A 13154-nucleotide genomic window follows, 5' to 3' on the forward strand; every position below is an offset into this window, starting at 1 on the left:
CGAAAGCAGGCGGACTGTGGAGTTGCCAGTCGATAGCGGCGTGGATCCGTGGGCAGGGTCAGCACCTCGATTGGCACCACAACTATCCATAGAATCGCCGGTTTCGCTAACCGGCGATCGTCGTCTATATTGCGCTCGCGCGGCTCGCCGCGAAGCGGTTTCCCAGGGGCGAGAAGTACCGAAAACCGGCACATCAATCGACTATTTCGTCAACCGGCGATCGTGCCCTAAAGTTTTGGGACCGCCTTCTACCGCCTTCTTTTTCGGCACCCCTTCTGCCGTGAGAGATGTCGCGGGATAGGGCTGGACTTGCGCGGCCCGGGTGTGGCTATGTGTTGACGGCACCCCCGGAAAGCGCGAGCGGCCACCAGTGCGCCACGCGCCGCCGGCCGGTCAACTCCCCACCCCTGATGCCCGTACCGCCACGACAACGGTGAGCCGTGGGCTCCGCCCGCCTGCAACCGAGTGAGGAACCGCCCCTCTTGGCCCGAATCCGCACCATCAAGCCCGAAGCCTTCGTCTCCGAGTCCCTGGCCGCCGTCTCCCTGACCGCCGAGCGCACCTTCCTCGGCCTGCTCACCCAGGCCGACGACCAAGGACGCCACCGCGACCACGCCGCGATCATCGCGGGACAGCTGTGGGTACTGCGCCCGGAACACGGGCCCTCGGACGTCGAGAAGGATCTCGCCCAGCTCGCCGACGCCGGGCTGATCTGCCGCTACACGGGGCTCAACGACAAGCGGTACCTGCACGTCGTCACCTGGAGCCGGCACCAGAAGATCAACCGGCCTAGCAAGAGCCGCCTCCCCGCCTGCCCGCACCACGACACCCCGGCCGCCGGAGTCACGCCAAGCCCCACGGGGGTCGGCAACACGGAGCCCTCACCGCCGCCTCACGGAACCCTCCGTGAAGCCGCACGCGAGATGCGCGAGCCCGCACCGAATCCTGGTACCGATGGCGAATCTGCAGGTCAGGACGGGTTCACGGCGTCCTCCGTGAGGGCTCGTGGAGGGCGCCCGGAGCCGTCGGTGATGCCTCACGGTACGGATCTAGGACCTAGGATCATGGACCTAGGAAGTACCCCTTCGGGGGGCGCGAGCGCCCACGCACCCGACACCGTCTCGGCCCGGCAGCTGATCGCCGAGTACGTCGCTGCGTGCGCCCACCGTCCACCAGCCGGCGTCCTGGACCATCTCGGCCGGGAAGTGCGCAAGATGCTCGACGAGGGCATCGCCACCGCCCACATCCGGGCCGGACTCGACCGCCACCGCGCCAAGGGCCTGCATCCCAGCACCTTGCCGAGTCTCGTCCACGAGGCCATGAACGCCGCGCCCGTGCCGGTCGGCCACACGCCGTGGACGAACCCCAGCGACATCGACGCCGCCTACGGAGGTGACCTCTGACCGCCACCCTCACCCGAGAGCCCCGCCAGGTCGGGCCGCTCGCCAACCGGCTCAACACGATCCTGGCCACCCGCGGTATCGACCCCCGCGTCACAGCCGAGGAACCACCGCTCGAGCCCGTCACGGCACTGGAACTGGCGGACGCCCGGATCCCAGCCCGCTACCGCCGTGCCCTGGCCGACCACCCGCAGATCACCGCCTGGGCCGACCACATCGCCGGAGCAGGACGCCCCGGGCCCGGCGGACCCGGCATCGCCGAGGGCCCCTCGCTGCTGATCGCCGGCCCCACCGGCACCGGCAAGACCCACCAGGGGTACGGCGCCATTCGCGCCCTCCTCAGCCGTGGCGTCCGCCTGCGCTGGGAGGCCACCACCAGCGCCGACCTGCACGCGCGGCTCCGCCCCCGTGCCGGTCACGACGGCGAACGGGAACTGCAGACGCTGGCACGCTGCCCGCTGCTGCTCCTGGACGACCTCGGCGCGGCCAAGACCAGCGAGTGGACCGAGGAGCTCACCTACCGGCTCATCAACCACCGGTACGAGCACATGCTCCCCACCCTCATCACCACCAACCTCCCCACCGCCGAGCTGCGCACGGCGCTCGGCGACCGCGTCGCCTCCCGCCTCGCCGAGATGACCGAACGCGTCATCCTCACCGGCCCGGACCGACGCCGCGCCGCGCCCGCCGTCTGACGACAGCCGCGCCTCCCCTTCCCACCCCCACTTCACCCGCCCGCGTACAGGCATGCCCTCGACCACGCGAGCCCACGGAGAAACCCATCCCATGACACTTCGCACCACCACGCCCGTGAGCGCCGAAGCGACCTCCACGTCGTACGTGGCGTACTGGCTAAATTCCTACGAGGCAGCCCTAGTGTTCCTGCTCGTCCCCGTCGCCCTTCCCGTTGGATGTCTGCTGTGGCGGAGCGTCCGAAAGCGTGCCAACGGGCGGCGACGCGGTACCGCCGCAGGTTGGGTCGCCGCCATCGCTGCTGTCGGCTGCACCGCCTACAGCGCCAGTACCAGTTGGCGATTCGCCGCCGACTACCTGGACATGTACAACACCGTCGAGCGCTGTGCCTTCTTCGCCATGGGGGAACTCGCCATGGTCGCCAGCGCGGTGATGGCCCGCCAGAACCTGCACGGGCCACGGCAGACCGCCGGTCTCCCCGCCGTCCTCGTCTGGGTGCTCGCCGCCGTGCTGACCATCCCCTCGTACGCGGAGCACGGCCTCGTCGGCGGTACCTGGAACGCCTTCTTCGGCCCCGTGATGGCGGCAGCGATGTGGCGCCTGGCCATCGGGACCGAACCGCGCCATCGCACCCCCGCCGCCAAGCCCGCGTAGGCGTCCACCCCTGCGCCCCGTCCTGTGAACACCGTGGCGATCACGCACTCACGCCGCCCCGTGTCCCCCTGCGCCCCCCTGGCCCCCTCACCGCAAGTCCCACCGCACCAACCTCGGAGAGATCTGGCTTGCCCTCCCCCACCCCGAATGCCCCGGCCGCCACGCGCAGCGCCCGCACCGTCCGCGCCGGCATCGCCCTGCTCGCCGCCGTAGCCTTCGCCCTCTCCTACGATGCCCTGCGCCAGATGGCCGTTGCCGGGCACGTACGCGGCCTGCTCACGTACCTCTTCCCGCTCGTGATCGACGGCTTCATCGCCATCGGCATCGTCGCCCTGCTCATCCTCCGCACCGCCCCGCGGCGCTCCCGCTGCTATGTGTGGATGCTCGTCGGCGTGGCCACCGGGACCAGCATCGCCGCCAACGTCGTTCACGCCGTCGGCCTCAACGAGGGAGCCCGCCTCCGCCTCAACAACGCCACTGCGGGCGCTCTGTCCGCCATAGCCCCGCTCGCCCTCGCCGGCGCCGTCCACCTCTACCTCGTGATGAACCGCCACCTCGCCGCTGGCGGCGCCATGGCGGAGGCGTCCCCGGCTACGCCGCCCGCCACATCCGCCACATCCGCCACGCCAGGGGACGACTGCCCGATCCGCCAGGAGCAAGCGGACGACGTCGCCACCGCTCCTGCCGCCAAGGCCGCTCCCGAGCCCGAAGCAGACGCCACGATCACCAAGTCGCCACCGGCGAAGGCGAATCGGAAGAAGGGCGAGCGCAAGACCACGGCTCCCGACAAGGTTCTATGGTCAACGGCCCGCGCCATCGGAGCCGAACACGGCACAGTGCCCCGCACCACTCTGGAGGCCGCGATCAGGGCCCAGGGCTACACGATCCAGAAGGACCGCGCCAAGGAGATCGCCAACGCTGCCACGGCGGAACTCTCCTCCATCGCCAACACCGGCGCTGCCGCATAACCGCCACGGCGGAATACCCGGCGTTGGCGGAAGGCCACCGCCAACGCCGGGCGCCGCCACTCGCACTCCGCCACCTCTACTCACACCACTCGGCGGCTCTTCAACTCGATTGCACCGACAGCTCGGCCAACTACGCCGCGGCTCTTCCTCACGGCCCTTGACCAGGGCGACGAACAGCACTTCTACCCGGCTCCACAACCACACACGCCTACTTTCCGCACACTCCCTGGAGACACACTTCATGCCCGACCAGCACCGCGAAGACCCCACGACCCCCGAGAATGCACTGACGAGTAACCCTGCCCCAGGCGGAGCAAGTTGGAGGTTCGGACACTCCCCCACAGGGGGAGCGTCCGAACTCAGCCCCACCCCGGGGGTGGCGGGGCCTGTCCGTCGCCAGGGGGCGTCGGACGGGAAGGCTGCGCCCGAGGGCGGACCGCTGCCGGGCAAGGCCAGCCGCACAGGCAAGGCCAAGAAGGGGAAAGCGCGTCCGCGTGACAAGAAGCAGCGCCCCGCCCACAGTGTCCGCCTCAACGAGCAAGAGCTCGCCATCATCAGGGTCGGTGCCGACCACGTCGACATGAGCGTGGCCGGGTTCCTGGCCCACTCCGGTCTGGCCGCCGCCCGGGACCAGTCGCGGACCGCCGCCGCCATCGCCACCGAACGGGACATCCTGACCGCCCTGTTCGGTGTGCGCCGTCAGCTCGGCTGGGCGGGCAGCAACGTCAACCAGGCCGCCAAGGCCCTTAACTCCGGTGCCGACGCTCCGGAGTTCGCCGCCGCCCTCGCCGATCTGCAGCGCGCCGCACAGGCGGTCCAGCGGGCGGCGGACAGGGTCGCCAACCGGCAGGAGGATCAGGCGGCTTGATCCCTCGGATCCACAAGCAGGGCAGCAACAGCCTCGGGCTCCTGCGCTACCTGTACGGCAAGGGCACCCACGAGGAACACGTCGACCCGCACCTGGTCGCCTCCTTCGACGGTTTGGCTCCCGACCCCGGCCGCGACCCTTCCGCGATGAAGAAGGACCTCGCTCACCTGCTTGACCAGCCCCTCGCCCTCCTCCCCACAGACCAGCGTCCCGACAAGCACGTCTGGCACTGCTCGGTGCGCGCCGCCCCCGACGACCCAATCCTCTCCGACGAGCAGTGGGGCGATATCGCGCGCCGCATGGTTGCCGCCACCGGCATCGACCCCGGCGACGGCGCCGGCTGCCGCTGGGCCGCGGTCCGTCACGCCGACGACCACATCCACATCATCGCCACCCTTGTCCGCGAGGACGGCCGCCGTCCCGACCACCACCGCTCCGGCCAGCGCGCCCAGGCCGAATGCCGCCTGATCGAAAAGGAACTCGGCCTACACCAGGTCGCGCCCGGCGACGGCACCGCCGCCAAGCGCACCACCAGCGCCGAACGCCACAAGGCCGAACGCGAAGGCAAGCAGCAACCGGCGCGCGAGGAACTGCGCGAGACCGTACGGCGGGCAGTGGCGGGAGCCACGAGCGAGGAGGAGTTCTTCGACCGGCTGGCCGCCGCCGGCCTACTGATCCGCAAGCGCCTTGCACCCTCCGGCGACCTGCTCGGCTACAAAGTCGCCCTCCCGGACAACCGCAACGGCAACAAGGAACCGGTCTACTACGCCGGCTCCACCCTCGCCCCCGACCTGTCCCTGCCCCGCATCCGCGCACGCTGGGCCGACGACACCGGCACGGCATCCGCCCAGGCGGCGGGCACGGCCCCGAGCAGTCCGGCAACAGCGCGGCGGAGGGCGGCTGGAGCAGCCTGGCAGGCGGTGCTGGTCATCGACGGCGGTGAGGACGCCCAGGTGGCTGCGCACATCGCCGACGCGGGAGAGATCCTCGACGCGCTCGCCAAGACCTCCGCCGCCCACACCCGCGCCCAACTGCGTGAGGCCGCCTCCGTGTTCGAGCGGGCCACGCGATCGCATATCAGAACCGGACGCGGGCATGACCGCGCGCTGCGCCAGGCCGCCCGCGACCTCGTCTACAGCGGACCCGCATTAGGCCGCGGAGAGGACGGCGCCACCACCGCGATGGTGATCGACATGCTGTTCTTCCTCGTCACCGCCGCCGCCCACTGGCACGCCAGGAAGAACCACGCCCAGCAGGCAGCCGCCGCCCGCCAGGCCGCTGAGCACCTGCGTGCGGCCTACCAGGCCGCCGCCGACGTCCCGCTGACCATGCTGTACCAGCGGGGCCGACATCTGTCCCAGCCCCTGCGCCAGAAGCAGGCCACCCATCTGCGTCAGGCGGTGCCGGAATTGGCAGAACAGGTCCTGGCCGAGCCCGGCTGGTATGCGCTGGCCGCCACACTCGCCGACGCCGAGGCCGCCGGATACGCCCCGACAGCGCTCCTGGCAGAGGCAGCTGGGCGGCGGGAGCTGCAGACCGCGGACTCGATCAGCGACGTGCTGGTGTGGCGACTGCGCCGCAGTGCCGACCTACCCGCCGACGCGACCGCGATGCCTCACCCCACCACAGCCACGACCAGGGGCATCGGCAATGCCGCCCAGCCCTCGCCCAACCGAGACGACCGACTCCGCAAGTCACGGTGAATCAGCACATACGACGGTGCCCCTCTGCCAAAACCAAGGCAGAGGGGCACCGTCGTAATTGAGGGCGGTATCAGTCGGCGGCCCGCACCTTGGCCAGCGCCTTCTCCAGGTTGGCATCCACGAGCCCCGGCGAACCGGAGACCACCACCACGACGTTGCCGGTACGGACCGCCGTCTGCTTGACGACGCGGCGCTGCCCGCCAACCGAGTAGGTGAGCAGCTGACTCCACTGCTCGTCCCCCAAATCAGGAGCCGTCGCCTCGTGAGTGCCCATGTCGATGACGGTGCTGCCCGACACCACCTGGTACGCCGGACAAGAGACCATCGCATCGAAGATCTCCCAACCCCGGGCAATTGCATTTGCTGCATGATCTCCGGAGTCGCGACCTGGTGACGTGCAGCGTCGATGCCTCCAACTTACTGCTACCCAAGAGACCTTGACCTGTTCCTTTGCGCGGCTACTTGCATTTGATGCATGATTCGAGCACTCGATAGCGGGGGTGCGCATGGTGCGGACTGGAATGAGTGATGCTTCGGCTCGGCTGGTTCTGCTTGACGGCGTCGCGTTGCTGCACCCCGAAGACGCCGTGTTTGAGGCGATGTTGGAGGGCTGGAGTCGTCAGCAGCGTGGTGGGCGTCGGCTCCAGTTCAGGACGATCTCGGACCGGCAGAGTGTGGTCCGGGCCTTCGGTGCGTTCGCCAATGCCTATCCGTGGTGCTGGTCGGCGGGGGATGTCGATGAGTGGACGACGTACCTGATCGCGGAGTTGAAGCGAGCTGAGTCCACGATCCGCAGCTATCAGACGGCGGTGCGCCTGTTCTGCGACTACATCACCTCGCCGCACTACCAGTGGCCGCAGGAGTGCGAGGCCCGTTTCGGCACTCATCCCGTGCAGGTCTGCCACGAGTGGAACACCGCCGCGCACTTGGTCGATTACGAGGCCGACGCGAATCGGCGCCCGATGACGCGTGAGGAGATCCAGCTCTTCCTCGACCACGCCGACGACCAGGTGGAGCGGGCGATCCGGCTGGGCCGCAAGGGAGCCCTGGCGGCGTATCGCGACGCGACGGTGTTCAAGGTGATCTACGGGTGGGGGCTGCGGTGCACGGAGACCTCCCGTCTGGACGTCACCGATTTCTACCGCAGCCCGAAGGCGCCGGAACTGGGCCGCTTCGGCTCGCTACAGGTCCGCTACGGCAAGCGCACCAAGGGCTCGCCACCGCGTCGGCGCATGGTGTTGAGCGTCATGCCCTGGGCCGTCGAGGCGGTCGAGGACTACGTGACCAACGTGCGCCCACGGTATGCGGCTTCCCGGGAGAGTCAAGCGCTGTGGTTAACCGAGCGGGGAGGCCGACTACAGGCCCGGGAGATCGAGGAGCGGTTCGCCAACTACCGTGATGCGCTGGGGCTGGACAAGGATCTGGTGCCGCACTGCCTGCGGCACAGCCATGTAACCCATCAGATCGAGGACGGTGCGGACGAGACATTCGTTCAACGCCAGGTGGGCCATCGCCATGCCTCCACGACCGCGATCTACACGGGGGTCAGCGGAGACTTCATGAACACGATGATGCGCACGGTCTTGGACCGGGCCCTTGCGGGCGGCCAGTAGGGAGATGACGTGACGGCGAAGCTGGATTACCGCTGGCATCTGCGGGAGGTGATGGCCACCCGTGGAATGTTCTCCACCACCGATCTGCGTCCCCTGCTGGCCGAGCGGGGCATCGACCTGTCGCCCAGCCAGACCTACCGCCTGGTGGTGGAACGACCCGAACGCCTCAGCCTGAAGACGTTGATGGCGCTCCTGGACATTCTGGGCTGCGCGATGGACGAACTGATCGAACCCGTACCTGTCGCAGGGCGACGCCGCACAGCGGCAGCTGGTGGAGGCGATCAGTCTTCCGGCAATGATCCTGGGGTCGGTGATCTCCGCCCGCGCCGGGCCCGGATCGTACGCGAGTAGGGAACTGCCATGGACAGTCAGGAACTTCCGCGGTACGCCACCGAGCCCGAAGCGGTCATCGTCGAAACCGTGCGGCGACTCGAGCTCGGACTCGACGCGCACAAGGTGGAGGCGGTGCTGATGGCTGCGATCCGCAAGCGGCCACAGCGCCGCGACCTGGCAAGGGTGCTGCAAACCGACCCCGGCCTGCTGACCTCCGGCCGGCCCGAGGGACCCCGGACCGTCGAGCGGCTGATCCGTGCCTTACGCGAACACGGCTCCGAACGACTGGAGTTACCGCGATGCGGGGACTGCCACAAGGACCGCCCTTTAGCCGGTCTGGGCGACGGGCTGCGGATCTGCACCCGCTGCCAGCGCCGCCGACTTAACCACGCCAACCCCTGTGCCATCTGCGGCATCAAGGACTTCGCCAGCCGCGACCGCGAGGGCAGACCACGCTGCAGCAACCACCCGCCCGACGACGGGCGTGACCCGCTGGAGGCGACCATCACGCTGATCGAGGCTCTGCCAGTCGGGCTCGACCGCACGGTGATCCGCGAAGCGGTCCTCTCGGTGGAGCGCCGCCGCAACGGCCAACGCCGCCTGCAGTGGGCTCTGGAAGACATCCCCGATCTCCTGAAGGGCCAGGGCGCCCTGGGCCCACCCAAGACGGCCGCCCTGGCCCAGGCACTCGTAGATCGCGGAGCCGTCGATGTCACTGTCCCCGCGTGCCCGGTCTGCCACCGGACCGTGCGGCTTGAGGCTGTCCGTGACGGACTGCGCTACTGCATCAAATGCTGGCACGAGTCCCATCCCCAACCGTGCGCCCGGTGCGGCAAATCCCGGCCGGTGGGCGGCCGAACCCACGACGGTGCGCCATTGTGCCCGAGCTGCCGCCACACCGACCCCTTCAACCACAGAGCGTGCACCGAATGCGGCGCCGTGCGGATCACGGTGGAACGAACGGAGCACGGGGCCCTATGCGGCAGGTGCCGCCAGCTGCCACGATCCATCTGCTCGGTCTGCGGCCGCACGGCACCCTGCCGTTTCGCGAAGAGCCCGGCGTCCCTGTGTGAGTCTTGTTGGGAGCAGGCGAAGCCGCGCGAAGTGTGCGCTGCCTGCGGCGCCGCGCGGCGCGTCAACTCCCGTACAGTAGACGGCCGTCCGCTGTGCGGACACTGCGGACAGAAACCGGTGCCGTGCTCCGGCTGTGGCAAGCCACGCCGCGTCGCCAGCCGCAGTCCGAACGGTGAACCACTGTGCCGCCACTGCTGGAGCAAACATCCCGCAGCCCGTAGGCCCTGCACCGAGTGCGGCACCGTGGACAACCCGTACAGGCGCGGCCGGTGCGCCGCCTGCGTGGCCCGCGAGCACCTGCGCGGTGTCCTGACCGGATCCCGCCCCAGCATGCGGCCGGAGATCGAGCCGGTCTTCACCGCGCTGATGCGAGCCCGGCCCCATGCCCTGCTGCGGTGGATGCGTCCCGCCGCTGCCCGCCACGCAATCCTCACGACCTTGGCCGAGGGAAGCGGGCCGATCACCCACGACACCTTGGATGCCCACCAACCCACTGTGACCGTGCAGCACCTGCGCGCCGCCCTGGTCGCCGGCGGCGCCCTGCCGCCTCGGGACGAACAGCTCGCCCAACTCGAGCAGTGGCTGTCGAAGATCCTCGTCCGCGTCGAGGCCCCCGACGAGCGGAAGATCCTGCGGACGTACCTCGCTTGGGGGCCACTCCGCCGTCTGCGCCGACGATCTGCGAGCAAGCTGGTCACCTACGGCCAGGCGATCGGCGTCCGGCACGAGATCAAGAATGCGGTGCGCTTTGTGCAGTGGCTGCACCAGCAAGGCAGCACGCTGGGCGAGTGCACCCAGGACCATCTCGATGCCTGGCTGGCCGAGGGCGCTCACAACAGGACGCTCATCCGCAGCTTCCTGCTCTGGACCAGCCGACGCGGGCACACCCGCCCGCTGGAAGCACCCGCCTACACCACCGACTTCGGACAGGACGTCATCGCACAGGATCATCGGTGGAAGTTGGTCCGCCGCCTCATCCACGACGACACCCTGGACACCGTGGACCGGGCAGCCGGCCTCCTCCTACTGCTCTTCGCCCAGCCCACCAGCCGCATCACACAGCTCACCACCCACCAAGTCACCGACCGGGACACCACCGTGACGCTCCAGCTCGGCAGCGAGCCGGTCATCCTGCCACCGCCCCTGGACGACTTCATCCGCCAACTCGTACACCGCCGCCAAGGCCGCGCGGTCACCGCCCCGCTCGACGAGGCCCCATGGCTCTTCCCCGGCGCCTACCCGGGCCAGCCCCTGACCCCCTACTCCCTGGCCGCACGCCTGAAGGCCCTCGGCATCCGCTGCCGAGTCGCACGCCGCTCCGCCCTGATCGAGCTCGCCTCGGAACTACCTGCCTACGTCATCAGTCGCCTGCTCGGTTTCCACCAGACCACCGCAGACCAGTGGCAACGAGACAACCAGGGCTACGGAGCCGCCTACGCGGCGGAACTCACCTACCGCTGAGCCACTTCACGATGCGCCGCTCAGTGAGCGGTGGAGGGCGGCTCTGCCGAGGCGTGCAGCAACAGGTCGCGCAGTGCCGTGGCGGTGTCCGACGGCTCGGTGGGGGTGAGGACGACCTGGTCGACGGTGGTCGAAGGGCCGGTGAGGGGGATGATACGCAGGCCGGGTGGCTGGTGGTCGAGTGCGGATTCGACGGTGATGCCGATGCCCGTTCCCGCGGCGACATGAGCGGCGATGGCGTGCACGCTGTCGGCGGTTCTGATGATGCGCAGGTCGGCTCCGCCAATGCGGAAGGCTGACAGGAGACGGTCGCAGAGTCCGCTGTTGATCTGGTGGGGCCAGGTGAGCAGGCCGGTGGTGGACAGTTCGGACGCGCTCAGCTCGGCGTGCCCGGCGAGGGGGTGGGTCGCGGGTACGAGTGCCATGAACCTCTCGGTGGAGAGCACCCTTGCGCGTACGCCGGTGACGTCGCCGGTCGCCCAGCCGATGCCAAGGCCGATCGTCTGTGCCCGCAGGGCGGTGAGCTGGGCCGTGGTCGGCATGGACTCCGGCACGATCGCCACGTCGGGGAACCGGTCGCGCAGTTGCGGCAGGCAGCGCAGCAGCAGCTGGTGGCCGGTGTATTCGGCGTGGGCGACGACGAGGGTTGTGCGGGCCTTGTCGCCGGCGGTCAGGGAGCGTCCTCGCTCCTTGAAATGGCGCAGCTGGGCCAGGGTCGCGTGGGCGTCGGGCAGCAGGGCTTCGCCGAGATCGGTCAGTGACACGCGGCGGCTGGTGCGGTGGAACAGCCGTCCGCCCAGGGTGCTCTCCAGGCGTCTGACGGCGTCGCTGACGGTGGGCTGGCCCCGGTGCAGGCGCGCGGCGGCGCGGCCGAAGTGGAGCTCTTCGGCAACCGCGACGAATGCTTCCAGTTCCATCTTGTCCACGGGCCCAGGCTAACGTGATCGATCGGTGCGACCGATCGCTGGGTGCCGGAGTTCGGCGTTGATGCCGTGCCGTACGCGGGGTGTGATGGCTGGACAAGGGGCAAGCAGGGATTCCCCCACGACCGGAAGCAGTGAAGAGCAGATGACAGTCAATGACGTTGCCCGTGAGCAGGATGCGCCGACGGCCACCGTGACGGTGGTCCACCACTCGGTGCATGGGCACACCCGGGTCCTGGCCGAGCACCTCGCCGACGGGGCGCGACGGGTGCCGGGCGCCCAGGTGCATGTCGTCGAGATCCGGCCCGAGGACGTCATCGCGGGCCGTTGGCACGACGCGGAGGTCCTTGCGCTGCTCGAGCGCTCCGACGCGATCGTCTTCGGCAGCCCGACGCTGATGGGCAGCGTGTCGGCGGTGTTCAAGGCGTTCATGGAGGCGGCGTTCACGCCCTTCATCAGGCAGGCGTGGAAGGACAAGCTGGCCGGAGCGTTCACCATGTCCGCCTCGCAGAGCGGCGACAAGCTGGCGGTACTGGAGCAACTGGCGGTTTTCGGCGCGCAGATGGGCATGCAGTGGATTGGCGTGGGCGACATGCCGGGCAACAACTGGAGCGGTGGCTCCCGCGACGATGTGAACCGGCTGGGCTCGTGGCTGGGCCTGATGAGCCAGAGCCACGCCGACCTGGGGCCGGAGCACGCCGGATCGCGCGGCGACCTGATCACCGCGGAGCGGTACGGCGAGCGGATCGCCCGGCTGACTCAGCGTTGGGTCAACGCCGTGCCGTACGAGACCCCCCGAATGACCGAACACGAGGCCCGCGCCCTGTCCGCCTCCCTCAGGGAGACAGCCGACGCACCGGCAGCACTGACCGGCGCCTAACCTCGCAGATCGCCCCGCCCGCAGTGCACGGCACCTGACCCGCCGGGCCGAGCCATTCCGCAGCTTCCGATAGCCGGGCTTACCAATACGATGCCCGTGGAAAGCTTCGCAGCAGTGTCGCTGTACAACTCCTCGGACACCTCGGAGCCCGCCGGCGGAATAGGTGAAGGACACCTTCGCCTTGCGCGAGAAGCCGAGGCCGGCACCGGTCGCCGCCTCCGCGCCGAGCTTCTCCAGCTCCGGGCAGCCGATCACGGTCACGTCGTCGTGCGCCGCCGGTCGCGTCGGCAGGCGGGTGTAGCCCTCGCCCAGGTCGCTCTCGCCCAGAAGCCACTTGGCCAGTGCAGCCGAGGACAACGGCGTCGGCTCCAAAGCGTTCTCGGACGGCGCAGTCGCGGCGGACATCGGGTCGGCGGAGGAGCTGCCGCCGATCGAGCAGCCAGCCAGGGCCAGGACGGCGAGGACGCTCAGACTGAGGACGGTCGTGGTGTGAAGGCGCATTTGAACCCCTAAGTGGCCTGCGAAACGGACAGGTTGACCAGGCCAGCCCTCCGGGCACCGGCAGGAGAAGGAGCGTGGGGGCG

Annotated in this window: 14 protein-coding genes; 11 read left to right on the forward strand and 3 right to left on the reverse strand. The window is 69.4% G+C overall.

All coding sequences use genetic code 11. The annotated features are described in order from the left end of the window. Positions 1 to 482 precede the first annotated feature (482 nt). From ACFWYS_RS32670 to ACFWYS_RS32695, 6 genes are all read left to right on the forward strand, one after another. Positions 483 to 1403, forward strand: a complete 921-nt coding sequence (locus ACFWYS_RS32670; protein WP_384776566.1) for a hypothetical protein — start codon at positions 483 to 485, stop codon at positions 1401 to 1403. Beyond that, positions 1400 to 2095 (forward strand): ATP-binding protein, encoded by a 696-nt coding sequence (locus tag ACFWYS_RS32675; RefSeq protein WP_384776720.1) that lies wholly within the window; start codon positions 1400 to 1402, stop codon positions 2093 to 2095. The genes ACFWYS_RS32670 and ACFWYS_RS32675 overlap by 4 nt, the downstream gene beginning before the upstream one ends. Positions 2096 to 2186: 91 nt before the next feature. Beyond that, on the forward strand, positions 2187 to 2747 hold the full coding sequence (locus tag ACFWYS_RS32680; RefSeq protein WP_384776568.1) for a hypothetical protein: 561 nt from the start codon (positions 2187 to 2189) through the stop codon (positions 2745 to 2747). A 128-nt stretch (positions 2748 to 2875) separates the two neighbouring features. After that, positions 2876 to 3715 carry a DUF2637 domain-containing protein gene (locus ACFWYS_RS32685; protein WP_384776570.1) on the forward strand — a complete coding sequence of 280 codons (840 nt, stop codon included), beginning with the start codon at positions 2876 to 2878 and terminating at the stop codon, positions 3713 to 3715. A 376-nt stretch (positions 3716 to 4091) separates the two neighbouring features. Next, positions 4092 to 4583 carry a mobilization protein gene (locus tag ACFWYS_RS32690; RefSeq protein WP_384776572.1) on the forward strand — a complete coding sequence of 164 codons (492 nt, stop codon included), beginning with the start codon at positions 4092 to 4094 and terminating at the stop codon, positions 4581 to 4583. Continuing rightward, positions 4580 to 6286: a relaxase/mobilization nuclease domain-containing protein gene (locus ACFWYS_RS32695; RefSeq protein WP_384776574.1), complete on the forward strand. Its 1707-nt coding sequence runs from the start codon at positions 4580 to 4582 to the stop codon at positions 6284 to 6286. Before ACFWYS_RS32690 ends, ACFWYS_RS32695 begins: the two co-directional genes overlap by 4 nt. Positions 6287 to 6356: 70 nt before the next feature. Here ACFWYS_RS32695 and ACFWYS_RS32700 read toward each other — a convergent pair whose 3' ends face one another. Further along, entirely contained in the window at positions 6357 to 6560 is a 204-nt protein-coding gene (locus tag ACFWYS_RS32700) for a hypothetical protein (protein WP_384776576.1), read from the reverse strand. Between the two features lie 247 nt (positions 6561 to 6807). On the opposite strand from ACFWYS_RS32700, the gene ACFWYS_RS32705 reads away from it, so the two are divergent. Then, positions 6808 to 7899 carry a tyrosine-type recombinase/integrase gene (locus ACFWYS_RS32705; RefSeq protein ID WP_384776578.1) on the forward strand — a complete coding sequence of 364 codons (1092 nt, stop codon included), beginning with the start codon at positions 6808 to 6810 and terminating at the stop codon, positions 7897 to 7899. A gap of 9 nt (positions 7900 to 7908) precedes the next feature. Then, the gene (locus ACFWYS_RS32710) at positions 7909 to 8250 is read left to right on the forward strand and encodes a helix-turn-helix domain-containing protein (protein WP_384776580.1); all 342 of its coding nucleotides are present in this window, start codon (positions 7909 to 7911) and stop codon (positions 8248 to 8250) included. 309 nt (positions 8251 to 8559) lie between these two features. Here ACFWYS_RS32710 and ACFWYS_RS32715 read toward each other — a convergent pair whose 3' ends face one another. Next, on the reverse strand, positions 8560 to 9033 hold the full coding sequence (locus ACFWYS_RS32715) for a hypothetical protein (protein ID WP_384776582.1): 474 nt from the start codon (positions 9031 to 9033) through the stop codon (positions 8560 to 8562). A 555-nt stretch (positions 9034 to 9588) separates the two neighbouring features. Between ACFWYS_RS32715 and ACFWYS_RS32720 the strand changes: the two genes are divergently transcribed. Then, positions 9589 to 10767: a hypothetical protein gene (locus ACFWYS_RS32720; protein WP_384776584.1), complete on the forward strand. Its 1179-nt coding sequence runs from the start codon at positions 9589 to 9591 to the stop codon at positions 10765 to 10767. A 20-nt stretch (positions 10768 to 10787) separates the two neighbouring features. On the opposite strand, the gene ACFWYS_RS32725 is transcribed toward ACFWYS_RS32720, so the two are convergent. Beyond that, positions 10788 to 11684, reverse strand: coding sequence for a LysR substrate-binding domain-containing protein (locus ACFWYS_RS32725; protein WP_384776722.1), 897 nt, complete (start codon positions 11682 to 11684; stop codon positions 10788 to 10790). A gap of 151 nt (positions 11685 to 11835) precedes the next feature. On the opposite strand from ACFWYS_RS32725, the gene ACFWYS_RS32730 reads away from it, so the two are divergent. Together ACFWYS_RS32730 and ACFWYS_RS32735 are read left to right on the forward strand one after the other, a co-directional pair. Then, on the forward strand, positions 11836 to 12570 hold the full coding sequence (locus tag ACFWYS_RS32730) for a flavodoxin family protein (RefSeq protein WP_384776586.1): 735 nt from the start codon (positions 11836 to 11838) through the stop codon (positions 12568 to 12570). Between the two features lie 334 nt (positions 12571 to 12904). Then, positions 12905 to 13063 carry a hypothetical protein gene (locus ACFWYS_RS32735; protein ID WP_384776588.1) on the forward strand — a complete coding sequence of 53 codons (159 nt, stop codon included), beginning with the start codon at positions 12905 to 12907 and terminating at the stop codon, positions 13061 to 13063. Positions 13064 to 13154 lie beyond the last annotated feature (91 nt).

This window comes from Streptomyces sp. NPDC059010, assembly GCF_042740355.1.
GTDB lineage: Bacteria > Actinomycetota > Actinomycetes > Streptomycetales > Streptomycetaceae > Streptomyces.